At 62.4% G+C, this 21839-nt stretch carries 16 protein-coding genes; 10 read left to right on the top strand and 6 right to left on the bottom strand.

Features of this window, described 5'->3' with window-relative positions; genetic code table 11:
* The 3 genes from bmt to A3A9_RS0127975 form a co-directional block, all read right to left on the bottom strand.
* A complete protein-coding gene (bmt, locus tag A3A9_RS0127985; protein WP_027061595.1) occupies positions 1-1023 on the bottom strand; it encodes a betaine--homocysteine S-methyltransferase in 1023 nt (340 codons plus the stop codon).
* A gap of 96 nt (positions 1024-1119) precedes the next feature.
* Positions 1120-1722 carry a DUF1989 domain-containing protein gene (locus A3A9_RS0127980; protein WP_027061594.1) on the bottom strand — a complete coding sequence of 201 codons (603 nt, stop codon included), beginning with the start codon at positions 1720-1722 and terminating at the stop codon, positions 1120-1122.
* Between the two features lie 76 nt (positions 1723-1798).
* Positions 1799-2656 carry a helix-turn-helix domain-containing protein gene (locus A3A9_RS0127975; RefSeq protein WP_027029454.1) on the bottom strand — a complete coding sequence of 286 codons (858 nt, stop codon included), beginning with the start codon at positions 2654-2656 and terminating at the stop codon, positions 1799-1801.
* Between the two features lie 230 nt (positions 2657-2886).
* Here A3A9_RS0127975 and A3A9_RS0127970 point away from each other — a divergent pair, with 230 nt between their 5' ends.
* On the top strand, positions 2887-3897 hold the full coding sequence (locus tag A3A9_RS0127970; protein WP_027061593.1) for a fatty acid desaturase: 1011 nt from the start codon (positions 2887-2889) through the stop codon (positions 3895-3897).
* 87 nt (positions 3898-3984) lie between these two features.
* Positions 3985-4812, top strand: coding sequence for a phosphate/phosphite/phosphonate ABC transporter substrate-binding protein (locus A3A9_RS0127965; RefSeq protein ID WP_027061592.1), 828 nt, complete (start codon positions 3985-3987; stop codon positions 4810-4812).
* Here the strand turns inward: A3A9_RS0127965 and A3A9_RS0127960 are convergent.
* The 3 genes from A3A9_RS0127960 to A3A9_RS0127950 all read right to left on the bottom strand — a co-directional run bounded on the left by A3A9_RS0127960 (position 4777) and on the right by A3A9_RS0127950 (position 10362).
* On the bottom strand, positions 4777-6084 hold the full coding sequence (locus A3A9_RS0127960) for a M24 family metallopeptidase (RefSeq protein ID WP_051371213.1): 1308 nt from the start codon (positions 6082-6084) through the stop codon (positions 4777-4779). The genes A3A9_RS0127965 and A3A9_RS0127960 overlap by 36 nt on opposite strands.
* 54 nt (positions 6085-6138) lie before the next feature.
* Positions 6139-8709 (bottom strand): GcvT family protein, encoded by a 2571-nt coding sequence (locus A3A9_RS0127955; protein ID WP_027061590.1) that lies wholly within the window; start codon positions 8707-8709, stop codon positions 6139-6141.
* A 75-nt stretch (positions 8710-8784) separates the two neighbouring features.
* Positions 8785-10362, bottom strand: coding sequence for a trimethylamine methyltransferase family protein (locus A3A9_RS0127950; protein ID WP_027061589.1), 1578 nt, complete (start codon positions 10360-10362; stop codon positions 8785-8787).
* Between the two features lie 262 nt (positions 10363-10624).
* On the opposite strand from A3A9_RS0127950, the gene A3A9_RS0127945 reads away from it, so the two are divergent.
* From A3A9_RS0127945 to A3A9_RS0127910, 8 genes are all read left to right on the top strand, one after another.
* On the top strand, positions 10625-12529 hold the full coding sequence (locus A3A9_RS0127945) for a phospholipase D-like domain-containing protein (protein WP_027061588.1): 1905 nt from the start codon (positions 10625-10627) through the stop codon (positions 12527-12529).
* A gap of 176 nt (positions 12530-12705) precedes the next feature.
* The gene (locus A3A9_RS0127940; RefSeq protein WP_033838840.1) at positions 12706-13887 is read left to right on the top strand and encodes an MFS transporter; all 1182 of its coding nucleotides are present in this window, start codon (positions 12706-12708) and stop codon (positions 13885-13887) included.
* 117 nt (positions 13888-14004) lie between these two features.
* Positions 14005-16068, top strand: coding sequence for a prolyl oligopeptidase family serine peptidase (locus tag A3A9_RS0127935; protein WP_027061586.1), 2064 nt, complete (start codon positions 14005-14007; stop codon positions 16066-16068).
* Positions 16069-16222: 154 nt separating this feature from the next.
* Positions 16223-16348, top strand: a complete 126-nt coding sequence (locus A3A9_RS0127930) for a capsid protein (protein WP_082222248.1) — start codon at positions 16223-16225, stop codon at positions 16346-16348.
* A 50-nt stretch (positions 16349-16398) separates the two neighbouring features.
* Positions 16399-17778, top strand: a complete 1380-nt coding sequence (locus A3A9_RS0127925; RefSeq protein WP_027061584.1) for an aspartate aminotransferase family protein — start codon at positions 16399-16401, stop codon at positions 17776-17778.
* 136 nt (positions 17779-17914) lie between these two features.
* Complete coding sequence (locus A3A9_RS0127920) at positions 17915-18280, top strand: hypothetical protein (RefSeq protein ID WP_027061583.1); 366 nt, start codon at positions 17915-17917, stop codon at positions 18278-18280.
* Positions 18281-18382: 102 nt separating this feature from the next.
* Entirely contained in the window at positions 18383-19027 is a 645-nt protein-coding gene (locus A3A9_RS0127915; RefSeq protein WP_027061582.1) for a cytochrome c oxidase assembly factor Coa1 family protein, read from the top strand.
* Positions 19028-19217: 190 nt separating this feature from the next.
* Entirely contained in the window at positions 19218-21653 is a 2436-nt protein-coding gene (locus A3A9_RS0127910; RefSeq protein WP_027061581.1) for a GcvT family protein, read from the top strand.
* Positions 21654-21839 lie beyond the last annotated feature (186 nt).

The following is a 21839-nucleotide window of genomic DNA, read 5'->3' as shown; positions in this document are numbered from 1 at the left end:
TCAGGCGCGGCCGCGCCGCCGTTCGCGGCGCGCTTCGCTGGTCTCGGCGGTGTTTTCCGTCGCCACCTTGTTGCGCATCGGACCGATGCGCTCGACGATCGCAGCGACAGTCGGACGATCCGCCTTGGTGTGGGCGTCGAGCGCCGTGCGCATGGCGGCTAGGTGCTGGAACGAGGTGCCGCAGCAGCCGCCGATGATTTTCGCGCCGCCGTCGACCGCAAGGCGGACATAGTCGGCCATCAGTTCCGGCGTGCCGGAATAGTGAATCTCCGTACCGCGGAATTCGGGAATGCCGCAATTGCCCTTGACGATCACTGTCGCCTGCGGCTTCGCCTCGGTCATGTCGAGCAGCGAGGCAAGGATGTCCGAGGCACCGACGCCGCAATTGGCGCCAACGCCGAGCGGTGCTTCAGATAGGCCGTCAACGACGCCGTGGATATCCTTAGGCAACAGGCCCATCATGGTGCGGCCGGCAGTGTCGAACGACCCGGTATAGGTGTAGGGCAGGCCGACGCGGATCGCTGCTTCGGCGGCAGCGCGGATTTCGTCGGGCGCCGACATGGTTTCGATCCAGGCGACTTCGGCGCCGCCTTCCTTGAGTCCCTCGATCTGTTCGGCAAAGGCCCCGACCGCCTCGTCATAGGTCATGGCGCCAAGCGGCACCAGCAATTCGCCGGTCGGGCCGACGGAGCCGGCAACGATCACCTTGCGGCCGGCCTTGTCGGCAACCGCCCGGGCAATCTCGGCGGCGCGCTTGTTCAGCGCATGCACACGGTCCTGCGCATGGTGGAGTTTCAGCCGATGGCGGGTGCCGCCAAAGGAGTTGGTCAGGATGATGTCGGCGCCGGCATCGACGAAGTTCTGGTGCAGGCTGGTGATGGTGTCGGGCGCGGTTTCGTTGAGCAGCTCCGGCGCCTCGCCGGCCTCCAGGCCCATCGCGAACAGATTGGTGCCGGTGGCGCCATCGGCCAGCAGCACACCCTTTTCAGCCAGCAGCGCATCGATCGGATTGGTCGTCGTCATCGGATTGGCTTTCGTGTTTCGAATTCGAATAAGGATATAAAGAAGTCTTTATGTCTAGTCAATGTTTTGCCGCAACCTTCCGGCTGAAGCCGTTGTTCACGATCCGGATGTGATCTCGACGGCGATTTCGGTGCAGACCCCGCCATTGGTCGGGTAATAGTCGACCGAACAGGCGGTAACCACCAGCAGCAAATCCTGTTCGGCGCGCAACGTCACATTGCCGCCAGGCGGATTGATCGAGGCCTCGACCACCAGCCGTCCGTCCGGCTGCGGCAAGGAATTCTGGAAGAGATCGACGGGATCGGGGGCAAAGGGCAGCAATATACCCTCGCTGGCCAACGCCTGCATCAGATTGTCCCGGCAATTCGGGTGGTTGGGGAAGCCGGCTCGCTCGTAGAGGGCCGAGTCGCAAGCGGGGTAGAGCATGTCATGCGGGCCAGGCGATGCGTTCTCGACCAGCGTCAGCATCGGCTTGGCGGCGGCACTGTAGAAATGGTCGCCAATGCCGGGGAAAAGGCGCTCGGTGATGTCGCGGGTCTGCGACGTGCTCAGCCAGTCGAGCTGATCCGCTGTTGCAAACGCCCAGAGATCGGCGACCTGCTGACCCTGCGGGTCGATGATGCGCACGAGATCGCCGCGCGAAACACGAATGGAGCGGCCCGACTGGGGAGGGACGACGATACGGCGTGGCTCTGGCATGGATTGTCCTTCGGCAATGGTTTCTGGCCCCGACTGTGTAGGGGGCAGGGACTCCAATGACCACGGTTGCGGTCGATCAGACAGAGCCTGATGGAAACGACATGCCGGCCAGATTGCGCGCGAAGGCGGCGGCCTCGTGCGGGTTGATGTCGGCAACGCGGATCAGATTGTCGAAATGCTGGGTCAGCGCCTGGACCGGCTGCGTGGCGTTCAGCACGACATACATGTCGCCGACATAGATGGCAGCCCGGTAGGGTCCGAAGATGGTAAGCGGGATCGAATAGCGCATGCGGCCATCATAAAGAAACAGGCGAAAGGTCGGATAGAGATCGTCGAGCAGCGTCGCCATATGGGCGAGCTGCTGCCGGCGGTCAGCCTCCGGAAAACGGTCCCAGACGCCGAGGCCGCGCGCAAAAATCTCCAGCGTGTGGCGCGGCATGCAGACCTCCATGTCGGTCTCCGGACGCCGGTTGTATTCGATGCGGTATTGGGTTTCGTTAGCTTGCGTCAGACGGCTCCGGTTGGTGATGTTGGCTTCGTAGTCGACGAGCGCGTGCGTTCGCAGAAGATCGGGAATGCCGGCTGGCACATAGCGGATCTTGGTGCCCGCCGCTTCGGCGAACCATTTGGCGAGCAGCGTGCGGTCGAAACCGTCGCGTGCTTCCTCGATCTCCAGGCTTTCGCGGATTTCACCGGTGACGCCTTCGTCCTGGCTGAGGCCAAGCAGCCAGTCCAGCGACACCTTGAATTCGGCGGCGATGTTGAGCAGCGTTTCGGCGCGTGGCAGGCGCGTCGAGGCACCGGACATCAGCTGCGACAGCGCCGACCGATCTATGCCCACTGCTGACGCGAATGCCGACTGGTTGAGGTCGGATCGTGTCAGGAGCAGCTTCAACCGCTCCCGAAAGATTGCTGACAGGTCGCGTTTGTCCACCGTTCGTTCTCCGCGCGGTCTTAGGAAAAATTTGCGCTGAGGTCGCCGATCAGGCTCTCCATGCGTAAATGAATCCCTAAGGTTGTTTACAATATACAACATATGCAGCCAAAAATGCGCAATGGCAACATTTTGTGCACTTTGTCGCGTTGAGTGGAATCATTTCTCCTGACACTATGCTGTCAGGAGCCAATTGGGGTTCCGGCGACTGAGGGACAGTGGTCGATAGCATGGCAGGCAAGAGCATCAAGCGACGCAGCGCAGCGGCCATCGAGTGGCCGACCGTGGTCCTCGCAGTCTTCTGTTACGGAACGTGGCTCGCCGCCGGGTTCCTGCTCTGGCCGTCTTACCCGATCCTGGCTCTCCTCATTCTCGGCTTTGTCTTGGCACTGCAGTCGTCGATCATGCACGAAGTGCTGCATGGGCATCCGACGCGCAGTGCGCTGATCAACGAAGCCTTCGTCTTCCTGCCGATCGGCCTCGTGTGGCCGTTCCGCCGCTTCAAGACGCTGCATTTGCGCCACCATGCCGATGAGCGGCTGACCGATCCGCTCGACGATCCCGAGAGCTACTACCAGGCGCTGTGGCAGCATGACGATTTGCCGCCGACGATGAAATTCCTGCTCAAGATCAACAACACCATGGCCGGCCGTTTCTTGCTCGGCCCTTGGCTGTCCTGCGTCGGCTTCTTCATCGACGATGCCAAGCATATTGTTGCCGGCGACAAGGCGAGCCGCAAAGCCTGGCTGCTGCATGCGATCGGTCTCGCCATCGTGGCGCCGATCGTGCAGTTCGGCTTCGGCATTCCGCTGTGGCTCTACATTCTGGCGCCGGTCTGGCTCGGCCAGTCGCTGATTGCGATCCGCACTTTTGCCGAGCATCAATGGTCCGAGCATCCGGAAGGCCGCACGGTGATCATCGAGCGTTCGCCGCTGTCGTTCCTGTTCCTCAACAACAATCTGCACTTCGTTCACCACAAGACGCCGACGGTGGCCTGGTACAAGCTGCCCAAGCTGTTTCGCGACCGTCGTGACGAGTGGCTGCGGATGAACAATGGTTATGCCTACCCGAACTATTTCGCACTGATCAAGGCCTATGCCTTCAAGGCGAAGGAGCCGATCGTGCATCCGGTGCTGCGGCGTGCGGCTGAGCATGGCCGGGCGTTCAAGCCACGCATCCGGGCGCGCAGCATCAATGGGCTTGGCAGTGCACCGGTTCCGGCCGAGCCGCCAAAGGAATAATCCCGAGCCCGAACCCGTGTCGTCGAATTCTGCTTCGGCGCCGCGTTTTTGCGATCCTTTCTCCAGACATGATGATTTGATATCGGCATGAGTGAATTGATTGCGGCATTGCCGATGTATGACTGGCCTGAAGTGCGCCGCGAGGTCGACGCGCAGTGGGCCCAATTTCGGGACGCCTTACGGCAAAAAGGGATTGATGCGCCGCAGACCATCGTGCGCCGCAATGGCGACCTGCCGCCGGTGCCCGGCGGTATCCGCGATGCCGAGGGCAAGCTGATCGCACCCGATCCGGCGACGCTGCCGCCAGATGAGCTCGATTTCCATAAATTGTGGCTGCACCCGGCGCTGCTGTTCGTGCAGACGTGCTGGGGGCCGATGGAACTTGGTCTGTCGAGCCATGTGCAAGTGGTTGGCCAACCGAGCTACGACGCCTATGAGGGTGGGCAAGGCGAGTTCTATTCCAGCGCATTGGTGATGCGGGCAGGCGAGGGCGACGAGGTTCGGTCAGCCGCCGACGGCAAGGCCGTGCTTCCGCTTGATCTCATCCGTGGCAAGCATTTCACCTTCAACAGCCTGGATTCCATGTCGGGTATCATCGCACTGACGCGGGACCTGAAAGCGGCCGGCGAAACCCTCGATATCTTTTCATCGCGCAGCGAAAGTGGTGGCCATCGCGGCTCCATCGTCACTGTGGCCGAGGGCAGGGCGGATGTCGCGGCGATCGACTGTGAAAGCTGGGCGCTGGCGCAGCGTTTCGAACCAGCGGCTCGGAAAGTGGCTGTTGTCGGCTGGACGGCACGGCGCAAGGGCCTGCCGTTCATCACCGCCAGGACGACGCCGGAAAAGACAGTCCGGGCCATGCGCGAGGCCCTTGCCGGCCTAGCCGAGCAGCCTCGCATCCAACGGGTAGGTTGAAAGCTGCTCGTTGCCGGTCCCGGTGATCAGGATCTGCTCCTCGATCTTGACGCCCTCACGGCCACCAAGCCTGCCAATATAGCTTTCCACGCACAACACCGTGCCGGGTTCGATCACGCCGTCGGGTGTGTCTGACGTCCAGTCGCTGGCATGCGGCAAGGTCGGGTATTCGTCGGCCAGGCCGACGCCATGGTAAAGCACGCCGTAGCGGGTCGGGAAGCAGTCTCCCGGTGGCACGACCGAGCGCTCGACAAGGTCGCGAAACGAGATGCCGGGCTGCATCATTTCAGTGTTTTGCACGATCTGCTCAGCGGCAATACGGAACAGGTCGCGCTGCTCGTTGGTCGGCTTTATATCGCCGCACAGCCAGGTGCGCGACAGGTCGGCGCAAAAGCCATAGGGGCCGATCAGGTCTGTATCGAAGGCGACGAGGTCGCCTGCCTCGATGATGCGCGACGAGCATTCCTGGAACCACGGGTTGGTGCGCGGGCCGGAGGCCAGCAGCCGCGTCTCGATCCATTCACCGCCACGCGCGATGTTGCCGCGGTGCAGTTCTGCCCAGAGTTCGTTCTCGGAGATGCCCGGCTTCAAGGCCTGTTCCATCTCGCCCATCGCCGCCTCGCAGGCGACGATGGCGCGGCGCATGGCGAGGATTTCATCAGGTGATTTGATCAGCCGCGCATTTTCCATCACCGCTTCGCCATTGCCGATGGAGATGCCAAGGCGGGCGAGTTCCTCGACGCCTTCGGGATTGAGGTGGTCGACGGCGATGCGGCTGTTGCCGCCGCCATGTTCTCTCACCAGATCGGCGATGCCGGCGGCCCAGCGGCGGACTTTTTGTTCGGTCAGCTCGCCGCCATAGAGATACATCCACGACACCGCCGGCCGCACCTCATCGACGACGCCGGAATGGTCGGACAGATGCTCGCAGGAAAAATAGTCAAACAGCACCACCGGACCTTCGGTGGCGACGAAACAATGCCGCGTCGGGTTGTGCGCCACCCACAGCTGCATGTTGGTGCTGTCGGTGGCGTAGCGGATGTTGACCGGGTCGTAGAGCAGGGCGCCGGCATAGCCGCGCCGCTTCAGCTCGGCGCGGATGCGCTCAAGCCGGTATTTGCGCATCGCCGGCAGATCGGGCGCGGCAATGCCCGCCACCGCCCATTCCGCTTCAGCCTGGGCGCCATAGCCCATCACATGCTGGTTGAGTGACGCCGCCTTCTGGCGGGAGGCGTCGCGCAAGGCCTCGATCGAGCCTGGCTCGAACGGCATGATCTTGCGATGGCGGCCGAAGCTCCCGCCCGATGTCTGGCTCACACCGTAACCTCAGGTCCGCATCTTCTCGCCGCTTGGATCGAAGGGCGCTTCGACGTTGATGCGGGCCGGACGGCGGTGTCCGAGGATCTCGATCTCGAACAGTCCCGCGCTTTCGTCCTCGGCCAATGCCGCAGGCACATAGCCTTGCGCCATCGACTTCTGGACATAATGGGCATAACCGCCCGACGTGACCCAGCCGACAACGCGCCAGTCGCCGTCGACGATGCCGCGCACGGCGGACGCGCCTTCAGCAGCCTTGGAACCACGGATTTCCTTGCCGGATGTATCGAAACGCGGCGCGCCGTAGCCATGCGGCTTTTCCACCGTGCCGTAATCCTTGCTGACCTTGGCCCAGATCGGCTCGTCGCCCATCACATCGGCATCGGCAGCGTCGACGATGAAGGAAACGCGGCGTAGCTTCGGACCTTCCGCCTGTTCCTTGGCGGCGGCTTCACGGCCAATGAAATCATTCTTCTCGAGCTTGATGAACCGGTCCATCGAACCTTCGAACGGCCCGTAGATCGGCCGCAGCTCGCGGAACCAGGTCGGGAAGTTCTTTTCCAGACGCATCGACAGCAAAGCGCGCATGCCGAAATCGACGAGGCCGAATTCCTCGCCGGCGTCCTTGATTGCCTTGTACACCAGCCGCTCATAGGCTGGCGCCATCCAGATTTCGTAGCCGAGATCGCCGGTGTAGGTGATGCGGTTGACCAGGCAGGGCGCGCCACCGACCGCCATCTCTCGGAAATCCATGAAGCGGAACGCCTTGGTCGAGATGTCGACATCGACCAGTTTCTGCAGGAGGTCACGCGACTTCGGCCCAGCGATCGACAGGCCGACCAGCGTCTGGTCGAAGCGGTGGATGCGCACCGAACCGTCCTTCGGCAGATGCTTTTCGAACCAGCGCATGTGGTATTTCTGCGCGGCCGACGAACCCCAGATCATGAAGCGGTCTTCGCCCGCCTTGGCGATGGTGAAGTCGCCGATCAGCTTGCCGAATTCGTTGACCATCGGCGTCAGCACGATGCGGCCGGTCTTCGGCATGCGGTTGGTCATCAGGCGGTTGAGGAATTCTTCCGCGCCCGCTCCCGACACTTCGTATTTGGCGAAGTTGGCGATCTCGGTGACGCCAACGCGCTCGCGCGTGGCGCGCACTTCCTCACCGATCGGGCCGAAATCGTTGGAGCGGTGGAAGGAGACGATATCCCTGGGCTCCTTGCCCTTTGGCGCGAACCACAGCGGGGTTTCCAGACCCCAGCTGTCGCCCATGACGGCGTTGTTGGCGAGCATGGTGTCGTAGAGCGGCGTCGTCTGCGCCGGGCGTGCCGCCGGCAGCTCTTCATTGGGGAAGCGGATGGAGAAGCGGCGCGAATAGTTTTCGCGCACCTTGGCGTTGGTGTAGCGTAGGCCGGCCCATTCACCGAAGCGGGCGACATCCATGCCCCAGACGTCGAAGCCCGGATCGCCATGCACCATCCAGTTGGACAGAGCGAGGCCGACGCCGCCGCCCTGGCTGAAGCCGGCCATGACGGCGCAGGCGCACCAGAAATTGGTCAGACCCTGAACCGGACCGACCAGCGGGTTGCCGTCGAGCGCGAAGGTGAAGGGGCCGTTGATGATCTGCTTGATGCCGGCCTTCTCGATGCCGGGGAAATGCTTGAAGCCGATCTCCAGCGACGGCGCGATGCGGTCGAGATCCGGCGGCAGCAGCTCATGGCCAAAATCCCAGGGGGTGTTGACCGGTGACCACGGCTTGCAGGCCTTTTCATAGGTGCCGAGCAGGATGCCGTTGCGCTCCTGGCGGGTGTAGATCTCGCCCTTGAAGTCGAGCACACCGATCATCTCGCGGCCGGTCGACTTGTTGAACTCCTCCACCTCCGGCATCGGCTCGGTGAGCAGGTACATGTGCTCCATGGCCAGAACCGGCAGTTCGACGCCGACCATGCGGCCGATCTCGCGCGCCCACAGGCCACCGCAATTGACGACATGCTCGGCATGAACCGTGCCTTGCTCGGTGACGACATTCCAGGTGCCGTCCGGCTGCTGCGTCAGGTCGACGACGCGGTTGCGCAGCACGATCTCGGCGCCGAGTTTCTTGGCCGCCTTGGAGTAGGCGATGGTGGTGCCGGAGGGGTCGAGATGGCCTTCGACCGGGTCCCACATGGCGCCGACGAAATTGGTCTCATCCATCAGCGGGAACATTGCCTTGGCTTCGGATGGGGTAATCAGCTCGGTGTCCATGCCGAGATAGCGGCCCTTGGCGTGGGCCAGCCGCAGAAAGTCCATGCGTTCGGGCGTATCGGCCATCATCACGCCGCCGGTTAGATGCAGCGAGCAGGACTGGCCGGAGATCTCCTCGATCTCCTTGTAGAGCTGCACCGTATAGGCCTGCAGCTTGGCGACATTGGGATCGCCGTTGAGTGTGTGGAAGCCGCCCGCCGCGTGCCAGGACGAGCCGGAGGTCAGCTCTGAGCGCTCGATCAGCATGATGTCGGTCCAGCCGGCCTTGGCCAGGTGGTAGAGAACCGAGCAGCCAACGACGCCGCCGCCAATGACAACCGCTTTAACGTGGGATTTCATGAAGATAGGTCCGTTTTTGTGTAAACTGAATCAGATGTGTTGGTTTGCGGTGTGACGACGCCAGACCGCAGCCGATCAAAAATCGGTTGGCGCGCCGCCTTCGGCGGTACGCTTTTCGACGAAGGCGTTGAGTTCCTCGCGGATCGCCGGGTCCATGTAGGGTTCTTCGTAGGACGCCAGCCGTTCCTTCCACACCCGGTTAGCCTTTTCCATCGCCGTCGGCGACCCGGCTTCCGCCCAGGTCTCGAAATTGCGCCAGTCCGAAAGGATCGGTGAGTAGAAGGCGGTCTTGTAGCGGTCCTGCGTGTGCTGGGTGCCGAAGAAATGGCCGCCGGGGCCGACAGACTGGATGGCGTTGAAGCCGAGCGCCTCGTCGGAGAGATCGAGCGGGGTCAGGAATTCGGCCACCATCTGCAACAGGTCGATGTCGAGAATGGTCTTCTCATAAGAGCAGCGCAGACCGCCTTCCAGCCAGCCGGCCGCATGCATCATCAGATTGCCGCCGCCCTGGATGGCGCCCCACAGCGAAAAGACGCTTTCATAGGCCGCCTGCGCGTCGACCGTGTTGGCGGCGCAGGTGTTGGAGGTGCGGTAGGGGATCTTGTAGCGGCGGGCAAGCTGGCCGCCGACAAGCTGCGCCTTCATATATTCCGGCGTGCCGAAGGCTGGTGAACCGGACTTCATGTCGACATTGGAGGTGAAGCCGCCATAGCCGACAGGCGCGCCCTTGCGCACCATCTGGGCAAAGGCGATGCCGGACAGCGCCTCGGCATTCTGCTGCACCAGCGCGCCGGCGATGGTGACCGGCGCCATGGCGCCCGACAGGGTGAAGGGCGTGACGATAACGACCTGGCCCTTGCTCGACATCTGGATGATGCCTTCCATCATCGGCACGTCGAGCTTGAGCGGCGAATTGGTGTTGATGATGGTGAAGACGGACGGCTCTTCCAGCAACTGCTCGTGGCTGATGCCGCGCGCGATGCGGGTGATCTCGATGCCGTCGACATTGCGCTCCTTGCCCAGCGAATAGATGTGGAACACCTTGTCGGTCAGCGTGGCGAGGTCGCGGACGCATTCGAGGTGGCGGACCGACGGATGGATATCGGTCGGCTCGACCGGGTAGCCGCCGGTGCAGTTCAGGATGTTGTGCATCTGCGCCAGGCGCAGGAAGTTGCGGTAGTCCGCCTGGTTGCCAGGCCGGCGGCCGCGATCGATGTCGGAGCAATTGGGCGCCGAGGCCATCATCGAGATGATCAGATTGTCGCCGCCGAATCGCACATTGTGCGCGGGATTGCGGGCATGGATGGTGAATTCCGACGGGCAGTTCGACACCAGATCGAGGATCATGTCGCTGTCGAAGCGCACGCGCTCCGAGCCTTCGCGGACATCTGCGCCATGCGCTTTCATGATGCGGCGGGCTTCGTCGTGCAGCACGTCGACACCGATTTCCCGGAGCACGCGCAAGGAGGCGAGGTGGATCGATTCCAGTTCGTCATCGGAGACCAGCTTGGTCGGCGTCAGCGGGTTTCTCAGCTGCCGGTAAGCCGGCTGCTCGAACGCGGCCGAGCCTCCGGCACGCTTTCCGGCGCGGCCGCCACGGCGGGCACGGTCGGGTGCCTGGGCCGGTTCTAGGGGTTGTAGGGCGGCGGTCATGATGGTCCTCGTACGATGGCGATAGCGGCCGGCATAATGGACCGGCGGCCCGCCGGCCATTGCGGAGGCGGCGACCACTAGGGCGAGGGAAGCGACATGCCGGAACGGCAGCTGCGTCGCAGCGACATTCGTCTTGGCCGAACCGGTGCACCGGCAGAGGGCCTGAGTGCAGCCGATCGGTTGGATGGTAATTTGATGTGCGTTACAGTACTGTCTTTTACTTCTGACATACTTTCGCATTGAGCTTTTTGGAGGGACAGCCATGCCTGATGTCGTCAAAGTGCGTGCCGCGACAAACAACGAAGTCGCGTTTATTTCCTGGGATCTTGACGGGATGATCCCGGATTGCCTCGGTTTTGAGATCGTTCGCCTCTATCCCGCGACAGGCGAGGAGCGCTGCCTGGCGTCCTGGGTGCCGTTCAAGGGGCAGCGCAATCCAAGATGGATCCCCCAGGACACCGGCGTGTGGCCGGTTCAGAAGACATTCTGGCGCGATCTGACCGTGCGGCGCCGGCGCGACAGTATCGACGTCAGGCCGGATGGTGAGATGATCGCCTACCGGGTGCGTCCTGTTGGCGACATGAAGCCAGGCCTCGATCCCGTGCCGGTACGTCCCGATCAGGTCGTCGACGGGAAAAACGCCTATACCGGACCGGCGCGGCCGCTCGGCTATCTCGGCCAGGGTGCCGTCAGCCCGCCGATCTTCCTGGGGCAGATGTTCGGTAAGGCGCGTGTCGCCTTCACCAATGGCGTGCTGTCGACGCAATGGATGTCGCATGCGTTGCAGGAGGCCGGCATCAAGGTTGGCGACATTCCAGGAATTCAGAAAGAACTGAAACGTCGCGACAGCAAGATCCGCGCCTATCTGCATGGCGATGTGCCTGACGTGCTGACCAACCTGCTGACACGGGCGAAAACGAAGGGCGGGACGGTTCGTCTCGCGCTGTATGAACTCGGCGATGACGAATTGTGCGACGCGCTCGTTAACGCCAAGGACTGCATCGAGGTCATTTTGTCGAACTCGGCGAAAGATGCGGATACCAAACGTTGGGACGCGGGCAACAAACCGCTTCGCGATCGTCTGCACAATGAGGGCGTCGTGGTGACCGATCGGATGTTCAACAACAACCACATCGGCCACAACAAATTCGCTGTCTATCGTGATCCGCAAGGCGTGCCCCAGGCGGTGCTGACCGGCAGCACCAACTGGACCACGACAGGCATCTGCAGCCAGTCGAACAACGCGTTCATCCGCGAAGACCCCGACATGGCCGCAGTGTACAACGCCTATTGGGAACGCATGAAGGCCGATGTGCTCCCGCCGCTGCCGAGCACGGACGCCCCTGGGCACGCCGTGCAGACGCAGAGTGTGCCGTTCCGCACGGAAAACCACATGCCAAACCCACTCAACGGCGCCACCGTGCCGATCGATGGTCTTACGGTGTGGTTTTCGCCGAATGACCCCCTGCGCAACAAGAAGACGCTCACCGTCCGTCCCGTCGACCTGACGGATGTCTTCACACGCATGCAGGCTGCCAAGCAGGCGATATTTTTTCTCGTCTTCAATCCAGCGCAAAAGGGCGAGAATTCGATCGTGAACGAAGCCAAATTGGCCGGTCTAGCCAATAAGGCGCTGATCGTTCAAGGCGTTATCAGCGAGGCGTCGGCCATGCCGAACTACGTTCCCTCGACCAGGGATCCGGTGACAAAGAAATCCAACAATGACGGCCAATCCCCATTCGTCTTCCCCGACAATGTCGGCGATGCGCCGAACATGTCGATTGTCAGGGCGGCCAATCTGACCAAAGGCACGATCGCTGGCGATTTCGAAGCCGAGGCGTTGAGGGCGGGTTTTGCCATCGTGCACGACAAGATAGTGGTTATCGATCCGATGGGCGATCACCCTACCGTCATCACGGGCAGCCACAACCTTGGCTATAAGGCGTCCTACGAGAATGACGAGAACATGGTGATCGTTGAAGGCGACAAGACGTTTGCCGCAGCCTATGCCGTGCACGTCCTCGATGTCTTCGATCACTACAAATTCCGTGCCTGGCGACGCAAGATCGGCAAGCCATCGAAGGACTACGGAATCGACATCGACGACCATTGGCTGGTGCCCTACGCAAACGGCAAAAAGGGCGCGCTTGCCCGCTATTTTCCGTAGCATCGCCGGTCCGGGCACCAACCACCATTCAATCAGCAACCCATTCGGCTTCGGCCGAGCGGACGGATCGATTGGTGCAAACGGATCTCCCGGTCCGGCCCTTCCTTTCCTCTGGTCGAACCAGTAGCTGTTGAGGCCTGCTGGCCTGATGGCCAGCACCTCACATGGATGACAGCATGGTCGCGACCGGCTCGAGCGAAGGCGAAGCGGGAACGCAGTGGGCGGCGCTTGCCGGCGTCACTGCTGCCCTTGCCATGTTCGGCGCCGCGCAGGGGCTGAGCTCGCCGCTGTTCACGCTTCTGATGCAGAAGCAAGGCATATCGCCCGGGCTGATCGGCCTGTCGGCGGCGATGATGCCGCTTGGGTTGATCCTGTCGGCCTCGTTCGTCCCAGCGGCGGTGCGGCTGGTCGGCGCGCGCGGTCTGGCTATCGGTTGTTCGCTGATCGGTGCGCTGTGCTTCCTGGGCATCGGCTATCTGCAGAATTGGGTGGCCTGGTACCTCATCCGCTTCATCGTCGGCGTCGTCATCAACCCGCTCTACATCCTTGGCGAGGTCTGGGCACTGTCGCTGGCGTCACCATCCCGGCGCGGCCGGGTGATGGGCGTTTTCAACACGCTGATGGGTGCCGGCTATTCGGCCGGCCCCTTTACTTTGACGCTGGTCGGCACGTCGGGCTGGGCTCCCTTCGGCGTCGGTGTCGGCGGTTTCTTGCTATGTGCTGTCATTCTGCATCTTGTTTCTTCAAAACTCACCGGCTTCGAGGATGACGGCCAGCCTGCCGGCAGTTTTGTCGGTTTTGCCCGGCTGGCGCCGGCGCTGCTGCTGGCTGTGCTGGTCTCGGGCGCCGTCCAGCTAAGCACCTATGCGCTGGTTCCGGTCTTCGGCGCCGGCTATGGCTTGCCGGAAGCGATCCTCGCCGCGCTGGTGATGTCGCTTTCCCTGGGCAACATCCTGCTGCAGATCCCGCTTGGCCTGCTGGCGGAGCGGTTCGGTGCCCGCCCCATGATGCTGGCCTGCGCCATGGCGACGGCCGTCTGCGCTGTTCTGCTGCCGTTGCTGATCATCACACCGCTGATCTGGGGCGTGCTGCTGGTGATGGGCGCGGTCGGCTACGGCGTCTATACGATGGCGCTGGTCGAACTCGGCAGCCGGTTCAAGGGCACACTGCTCGTCACCGGCAATGCGGCCTTCGCCTTGCTGTGGGGTGTTGGCGGCATTGTCGGCCCACCGGGTGCCGGCCTGCTCATGCAGGGGATTGGTCCACTGGGCCTGCCGATCGTGATCATCGGCCTCGACGCCTTGCTGGTGATCTTCGCGCTCTATCGCTCGTCGGTACGCCGGAGCAGCAAGGCATGACTGTGGCCGGTTCGGTTGTTGGGGAAGCCCTGAATCCCTGGCCTGAGTTCCTCCCTATTGAATATCGGACGCGGCATGTCGATGTTGCATGCCGAAGTGTTGCCTATCGGAGATTCCATGACCAAGCCTATCGCCAAGCCAGAATCCAGCTCTGAAGACCCGTTCTTGTGGCTGGAAGACCGGACCAGCAAACAGTCGCTCGACTGGGTGCATGGTCAGAACGAAATTACGGTTGGGCAATTGCAGGGCGATCCGTCCTATCAGGCGTCGTTCCAGACCGCGCTCGATTTGATGACGGCCGAGGACAACATCGCCGTCGGAAATGCCATTGGCGGCCACGTCTATAATTTCTGGCAGGACAAGACCAATGCGCTTGGCCTGTGGCGCCGCACGACGGTGGCTTCCTACAAGACCGAGAAGCCGGTGTGGGAAACGATCATTGACTTCGACCAGCTTGCGGCGAAGGAGGGGATCAAATGGGTGTTCAGCGGCGCCAGCCGGCTCTATCCGGACTTCAGCCTCTGCCTGCTCTCCATGTCGCCGGATGGCGGTGATGCCAGCGAGATGCGCGAGTTCGATATCGAGACCAGGTCCTTTATCGAAGGCGGGTTTCGCGCACCGGCCTCGAAATCGGGCTTCAGCTGGCTGGACAAGGACACGGTCATCGTCTCGGCGGCCTTCGAGGACGCTGACAAGACCGAGTCCGGCTATCCGCGTGTGATCAAGCTGTGGAAGCGCGGCACGAAGCTGGAGGAGGCGACGCCGATCTTCGAGGCCGAAAAGCAGGATCTCGCCGTCGGAGCGGGCGTCGAGTTCGACGGCGACAAGCGCCATCTGTTCCTGGCGCGAACGCTCAACTTCTTCGCATCGCACAGCTTCCTGCATCTTCCGTCGGGTGAAAACAGGCGCATTCCCTTGCCAGACGACGTCACTGATACGGCGCTTTTCAAGGACCAACTGGTGTTCGGGGTGCGCACGCCATGGACGGCGCCGGACGGCACGGCCTGCCAGCCGGACGGGCTTTACTCGCTCGATTTCGCGCACTGGATCGAAACAGGCAGTTTTGGCGCCATCGAGATCTTGTTGGCACCGGCGTATCGCGTATCGATTGCCGGCATTGCCCGTACGCAGGACCGCCTGTTCATCAGCCTGATGGACAATGTGCGCGGCAAAGTTCTTGTCAGCGAGCGCAGGGATGGCGCCTGGTCGCTGAAGCCTGTCGCCCTTCCAGAAAACGGCACTGTCGGCATCAGCCATGCCGAGCATTTCGGCTCGACCGTCTCCTTCTCCTTCACCGATTTCCTGACGCCAAGCTCGATCATCTGGTCCGATGACGATGGCGAGACGCTGGCGACGGTGAAGTCGCAGCCGGCGCGTTTCGACGCGGCGCCGTTGGTCTCGGAGCAGTTCGAGGCGCGCTCGAAGGATGGCACGATGATCCCATATTTCGTCGTCAGGCGGCGCGACCGGAAGGGGCCGGTGCCGACGCTGCTTTATGGCTATGGCGGCTTCGAAGTGCCGCTGCTGCCCGGCTATGCCGGCGTGCGCGGCAGGCTGTGGCTGGAGAAGGGCAATGCCTATGTGCAGGCCTGCATTCGCGGCGGCGGCGAGTTCGGCCCGGCCTGGCATCAGGCGGCGCTGAAGGGCAATCGCCAGAACGGCTTTGACGATTTTGCCGCGGTGGCTGAGGACGTCGTCAGGCGCGGCATTGCCACGGCTCAATCGCTCGGCATCCAGGGTGGCTCGAATGGCGGCCTGCTGACCGGCGTTTCGCTGACGCAGCATCCGGAACTGTTTGGCGCCGTCATCATCGAGGTGCCACTGCTCGACATGCTGCGCTACACGCAATTGCCGCCCGGTGCCTCCTGGATGGCCGAATATGGCGACCCTTCAAAGCCGGAAGACGCCAAATGGCTTTCCGCCTATTCGCCCTATCAGCATGTCGAGGCCGATGTCGCCTATCCATCGGTGCTGCTGACAACGTCGACCGCCGATGACCGGGTCCATCCCGGCCACGCGCGCAAGATGGCGGCCCGCTTGCAGGAGGCGGGGCATGAAAAGACGCTGTTCTTCGAGGAGACCGAAGGCGGCCATGGCGGACGCGGCGACCGCCGCCCGCAAGCGGCACAGACGGCGATGAAATATGTCTTCCTGCAGCGGGCGCTGACCGCCAAGGCATAGACCTATTCAGGCAAAGGGTGGTTCACCTTGGCCAGCCTTTGCTCCGGAGCAATTCATCGTTTCGACGAAACGTTGAAAAGCTCCACCTCTTTGACGCAATTCCGGACGGAAAACCGCTTCACACTTTTCCTGGAATTGCTCTAAGGTGCCGGCCATGGCTCCTGCTATGACCTTTGTCTGCACGTTCGGGGTCGCGGTGACACCGTCACCGCGCACGCTGCGCGCGGAGCTTTTGCGGCTGTGCGCCCGCATCGGCTATTCGCCACCTGCCTGCCTCTGACGAATTCGCCCCGGCATCGCCGGAATGATTTTAGAGGAAAGATCAGAGACATGACCTATCAGAATTATTCGCTGAAGCAGCTTCAGCAGATTGACGCCGCGCACCATCTTCATCCCTTCACCGATCACAAGGAATTGCGCGAGACCGGTTCGCGCATCATCACCCACGCCAACGGGCCGTTCATCTATGATTCCGAAGGGGCGGAAATCCTCGACGGTATGGCTGGCCTTTGGTGCGTCAACATTGGCTATGGCCGGGATGAACTGGCCGATGCCGCCTACGCGCAGATGAAGGAACTGCCTTACTACAATTCCTTCTTCAAATGCTCGACGCCGACGCCTGTGCTGCTGTCCAAGAAGCTGGCCGAGATCGCGCCGAAGCACGTCAACCAGGTGTTTTATGGCTCCTCCGGTTCGGAAGCCAACGACACGGCGCTGCGCCTGGTACGGCATTACTGGGTGCTGGAAGGCAAGCCGGAAAAGAACCGCATCATCTCGCGCAAGATGGCCTATCACGGCTCAACCGTCGCCGGCACGTCGCTTGGCGGCATGGATGGCATGCACAAGCAGCTCAACGGGGCGGTGCCCAACATCGTCCATGTGATGATGCCCTATGCCTATGAGCTGGCGCTGCCCGGCGAGAGCGATCACGATTTCGGCCTGCGAGCGGCCAAGGCCGTCGAGGACGCGATCCTCGAAGCCGGCGCCGACAAGGTTGCCGCCTTCATCGGCGAGCCGGTGATGGGGGCGGGTGGTGTGAAGATACCGCCGGTCAGCTATTGGCCGGAGGTGCAGCGCATCTGCCGCAAATATGATGTCCTTCTGATGCTCGACGAAGTCATCACCGGCTATGGCCGCACCGGCGAGTGGTTCGCCGCGCAGACGCTCGGCATCGAGCCGGACACCATCACCACGGCCAAGGCGCTGACCTCGGGTTATCAGCCGCTGTCTGCCTTGCTGGTCGGCGACCGCATCGCCTCGACGCTGGTCGAGAAGGGCGGCGAGTTCAACCATGGCTACACCTATTCGGGTCATCCGGTGGCCTGCGCCGTGGCGTTGAAGAACCTTGAGATCATCGAGCGGGAGGGCCTGGTTGACCGCGTCAGGAGCGACACCGGGCCTTATTTCGCCAAGGCCTTGCAGGAGCGCATCGCCGGGCATGATCTGGTCGGTGAGGTGCGTTCGATAGGCCTGATGGGCGCGATCGAGATCGTGAAGGACAAGGCGACCAAGGAGCGGTTCCTGCCGTCGGGAAGTGCCGCGGTTGTTGTACGCGATCATGCGATCGCCAACGGCCTGATGCTGCGCGCCACCGGCGACACGATGATCCTGTCACCGCCGCTGATCTGGACTCGCGACACGATCGACATGGCCTGCGAACGCATCGGCAAAGCGTTGGATCTGGCACAGGCCGATCTGCGCAAGCGGTAAGAAGCTCGGCTGGGCGTTTCCTCCACGGAAACGCCCAGCTTGGGAAAGATGCTGTCCTTATAGGGAACGAATTCCACTCACGGCGCGTAGTGTGTCAGGCAGCGGCCGCGTCGGCCGCAACAAGGGGTTTGTTTTCATGAAAATGACTGGCAAGAGCCGACGCGTGCAAGAAGCGGCCAGCATCGGCGCGGATTTGATGCTGGCGCCACTGGTGGCGATGATGCGCCTGCCGTTGATGGCGATGGACGCCGGCAGCGGAGAGCCTTGGGGGACAGAGACGGCGCGCGCGGTCAACGAGAAGACCGCGGCCATGACGGAAGGGGCATTTGCGGCGCAAATGTCGCTGCTGCAATCGGCGTCGCGCTTCTGGCCGGAGGTTCTCTCCGGCCGCACACCGTCGCTGTTCAACGGCGTTGCGGCGGAACGGTCGGTCAGCGCCGCGCTGAAGCCGGCCAGCCGCGCGGTGAAGGCGAATTTTCGCCGGCTGTCGACAAAGGCTTGATGCGAAGACCGCAACACAGCGTTCGCAGTGCAACTTTGATTTTGCGCATTGTTGAGATCTTGCGCTAGAACCAAATCGGTATGCGCACCGATGGGGGACATCATGGCCGGACAACAAATCAACCAACCGGCTGAAATTCCAGCCGAACTCGACCGCTGGAACTGGGGCGCCTTCTTCCTCAACTGGATCTGGGGCATAGGCAACAGCACTTTCATCGCCCTGCTGGCGTTGATCCCTGTCGTCAACCTCATCATGATCTTCGTGCTTGGCGCACGTGGCAGCCGCTGGGCCTGGCAGAACCGTGCCTGGCGCGATGCGGAACATTTTCGCAAAACGCAACGCAATTGGGCAATTGCCGGGCTTGTCGTCTGGGTGGTCGGGATCGGCGGCTGCGCTACGGCGGTCGGCAGCATACCTTACGTTCTGAAAGGCAGCGATGCCTACCACATGACGATGGACAGGCTGCGTGCCGACGACCGTGTCAAGGCTGCTCTCGGCGACGGCGTAACCGACGGTTTCTGGGTTGGCGGCGGTCTCAACGTCAACGCCAATGGAGCGGGCAGCGCGCAGTTCAGCATTCCGGTTCACGGCGCCAAGGCCAAGGGCACGGCGTACTCGACCGCGATCAGGACGGCGGGAACGTGGAGCCTTCGCCTGCTTGTCGTCAGGGTGGATGGCGTGGACGCGCCGATCGTTCTGCTCAACGAGGACCACGTTCCGATCCCGAATGCTGCGATCGGAATATAGCAAGCAAAATGCAACAACACGCTGGCCTCTGCCGGCGTGACGGTCGGCTGCCCCAAGCGTCGTGGCCCAACGGCCTGGTGATTGCTGCTGTGCTTCAGGCAAGGAAATGTGCTGAAAAACCAGGTGCTGTCTGGCACTATACACGCGCGTCCAGTTGGATCGGTGACATCTCATACAAGGACACGTGCCTATGGTGAGTTCCCTCCGTGCGGTCGTGGTCGGTGGCGGTTGCGTGGGGGCCGGCATTCTCTATGGCCTGGCAAAGCGCGGCTGGACCGACGTGGCATTGCTGGAGCGGACACAGCTCACTGCCGGCTCGACATGGCATGCCGCGGGGCTCATTCCCTCTTACGCGCGCAGCCGCAATGTCGGCCGCATGATCGCCCGATCGATCGAAATCTATGAGGGCCTGGAGGCCGAGACGGGCCAGAAGGTCGGCTGGCACAAATGCGGCCAACTGCGCATTGCCAACACGCGCGACCGGCTCGACGAATACAGAAGCTATATGGATGTCGCCGAGGTCCAGGGCGTGCGCGCCCGGATCGTATCGCCCGCGGAGGCGCGTCAGATCTGGCCGCTGCTCGACAACAACAGCATGCTGGGTGCCCTCTACCACCCAGATGACGGCCACATTGCACCGGCGGACGTTACCCAGGCCATGGCCAAGGGTGCGCGCGACCTCGGCGCGAAGGTCCATCTTGGCACCGAAGTCGTGGGTTTCGAGCGGATGGCGAGCGGCGAGTGGAAGGTCAAGACCACCCGCGGCGACATCGTCTGCGAACACGTCATCCTTGCAACCGGCAACTACGCACGCCAGACGGGCGCCATGCTGGGGCTAGACATTCCGGCTATCCCGATCGTGCATCAGTACTGGATCACCGAGGCGGTTCCGGAGGTTGTGGAGCGCAAGCGGCTTGGCCTTCCGGAGATGCCGATCCTCCGGGACGAGGGTTACGAGGGCTATCTGCGCGAAGAGGGCGACGGGCTGATGTTCGGCCCCTATGAGCGGACCGAGCAGCTCAAGCTGTTCGCCGAAAACGGCGTCCCGGAATGGTTCGGCGCCGATCTGCTTGAGGAAGATTTCGATGCCGTGTCCTGGAATTGGGAGCGTGCGACCGAACTGGTCCCGGCACTCGGGCGTGTCGGCATCAAGCGCAATGTGCGGGGACCTTTCCAGATGACGGCCGATGAGCTGCCGTTGATGGGGCAGGCTTGGGGCGTGGAGAATGTCTGGCTCGCCGAAGGGGTGCCGGGGGGTATCCTTTGGGGCGGAGCGATCGGCTATTACCTTTCTGAACGGATCGTCGAGGGCGGCAACAGCATCGACACGGCGGAGCTGGATCCCCGCCGATTCGGCCAATACGCCAACAAGAACTGGACCCGGGCAAAGGTCAGGGAAGCCTGGGGCACCCACGCCGCACAGCACTATCCAGGCCAGGACATGCCGGCGGCGCGACCGCAGAAGACGGCGCCGTCCTATGACCGCCTGAGCCAGCTCGGCGCGGTGTGGGACGTGTTGAACGGCTGGGAGATGCCGAGCTGGTTCGCGCCCAAAGGTGTTGAAGCGCGCAACGTCTACAGCTGGCGCTGGACTGCCAAAGGGAATTACGTCGGCGAGGAGGTCCAGGCTGTCCGCCAGGCCGCCGGGCTGGTCGAGATGACGCCAATGACCAAGTTCGAGGTCAGCGGGTCGGGCGCCGGCGGGTGGCTCGGCGCAATCCTGGCCAACAAGCTGCCGCGTCCCGGTCGTGTCGCCCTTGCCCATCACCTGACGACGGCTGGCGGCGTGCAGGCCGAGTATGTGGTGGCGCGGCTGCGGAGCGACCTATTCTATCTCATATCGACGCCGCGCGCCGAGCGCTGGAATCTTGACGATTTGAGCCGGCTGCTGCCGAAGGATGGCAGCGTGCAGCTGCGCAATGTCACCGAGGATCGCGGCAGCTTCACAATCGTTGGGCCGAAGGCGCGCGACATATTGCAGCCGCTGACGGAGATCGACCTCTCCAACGAAGCCTTCCCATGGTTCAGCGCACAGTCCGGTACCATCGGCATGGCCAGCGACGTGCGGTTGCTGCGCGTCAACTACTCCGGCGAACTCGGATGGGAACTCTATCACCCGCTCTGCTATCAGCGGCATTTGCTGGATGCGCTGCTGGCATCAGGAGAGGCGCACGGGCTGAGGCTGGTCGGACTTCAAGCGCTGGAATCGCTGCGTCTCGATAAATCCTACCGGGCGATGTATCGCGACATGAATATCGAGATATCAGCCTGGGAAAGCGGTCTCGACCGCTTCGTCAGCCTGGACAAGGGCGATTTTATCGGTCGGGCTGCACTGGTCGCAAAACAGAAGCACGAGTCGCGCCGCATCGCCACGCTGTCGATCGATACGGATGGTGCGAGCGCATTCGCTTTCGAGGGGGTTTACCGTCAAGGCAAGCTCGTCGGCCACATCACGTCGGCGGGCTATTCCTATACTTTTGGTCACGACATCGCACTCGCGCTGCTGCCGTTGGACCTTGTGTCGCCCGGTACCGAGCTCGAGGTTTCGATCCTCGGCGAGCGCCGCGCGGCAAAGGTGATCCCCGACACGCCCTATGATCCGGAAGGCGCGCGCGGGCGCATGTGAGAAACAAGAGCACAATCGTCCGGAGTAAACGCGCGGCAGGCCAAAATGCAAAAACCGCGCTCCATCGGGAACGCGGCTTTGCCAGATACGCATGGCGCTTCGCTACTCGAACACTTTGCGAAACTAACGGGCTCCGGTACGCGAGACCTGATCCGGAGCGCCGGGCGGATGCGATATGTCCGCCTC

The organism is Mesorhizobium loti CJ3sym (assembly GCF_000472785.1).
In the GTDB taxonomy this organism is placed as follows: domain Bacteria; phylum Pseudomonadota; class Alphaproteobacteria; order Rhizobiales; family Rhizobiaceae; genus Mesorhizobium; species Mesorhizobium loti_E.
The sequence above is the reverse complement of the archived record's forward strand: the minus strand, read 5'-3'. Positions and strand labels throughout refer to the sequence as shown.

What these genes read in the sequence shown, in the direction of transcription:
- bmt (WP_027061595.1), bottom strand. Translation starts at nt 1,023, where the DNA reads ATGACGACGACCAATCCGATCGATGCGCTGCTGGCTGAAAAGGGTGTG.
- A3A9_RS0127980 (WP_027061594.1), bottom strand. Translation starts at nt 1,722, where the DNA reads ATGCCAGAGCCACGCCGTATCGTCGTCCCTCCCCAGTCGGGCCGCTCC.
- A3A9_RS0127970 (WP_027061593.1), top strand. Translation starts at nt 2,887, where the DNA reads ATGGCAGGCAAGAGCATCAAGCGACGCAGCGCAGCGGCCATCGAGTGG.
- A3A9_RS0127965 (WP_027061592.1), top strand. Translation starts at nt 3,985, where the DNA reads ATGAGTGAATTGATTGCGGCATTGCCGATGTATGACTGGCCTGAAGTG.
- A3A9_RS0127960 (WP_051371213.1), bottom strand. Translation starts at nt 6,084, where the DNA reads ATGCCGTTCGAGCCAGGCTCGATCGAGGCCTTGCGCGACGCCTCCCGC.
- A3A9_RS0127955 (WP_027061590.1), bottom strand. Translation starts at nt 8,709, where the DNA reads ATGAAATCCCACGTTAAAGCGGTTGTCATTGGCGGCGGCGTCGTTGGC.
- A3A9_RS0127950 (WP_027061589.1), bottom strand. Translation starts at nt 10,362, where the DNA reads ATGACCGCCGCCCTACAACCCCTAGAACCGGCCCAGGCACCCGACCGT.
- A3A9_RS0127945 (WP_027061588.1), top strand. Translation starts at nt 10,625, where the DNA reads ATGCCTGATGTCGTCAAAGTGCGTGCCGCGACAAACAACGAAGTCGCG.
- A3A9_RS0127940 (WP_033838840.1), top strand. Translation starts at nt 12,706, where the DNA reads ATGGTCGCGACCGGCTCGAGCGAAGGCGAAGCGGGAACGCAGTGGGCG.
- A3A9_RS0127935 (WP_027061586.1), top strand. Translation starts at nt 14,005, where the DNA reads ATGACCAAGCCTATCGCCAAGCCAGAATCCAGCTCTGAAGACCCGTTC.
- A3A9_RS0127930 (WP_082222248.1), top strand. Translation starts at nt 16,223, where the DNA reads ATGGCTCCTGCTATGACCTTTGTCTGCACGTTCGGGGTCGCGGTGACA.
- A3A9_RS0127925 (WP_027061584.1), top strand. Translation starts at nt 16,399, where the DNA reads ATGACCTATCAGAATTATTCGCTGAAGCAGCTTCAGCAGATTGACGCC.
- A3A9_RS0127920 (WP_027061583.1), top strand. Translation starts at nt 17,915, where the DNA reads ATGAAAATGACTGGCAAGAGCCGACGCGTGCAAGAAGCGGCCAGCATC.
- A3A9_RS0127915 (WP_027061582.1), top strand. Translation starts at nt 18,383, where the DNA reads ATGGCCGGACAACAAATCAACCAACCGGCTGAAATTCCAGCCGAACTC.
- A3A9_RS0127910 (WP_027061581.1), top strand. Translation starts at nt 19,218, where the DNA reads ATGGTGAGTTCCCTCCGTGCGGTCGTGGTCGGTGGCGGTTGCGTGGGG.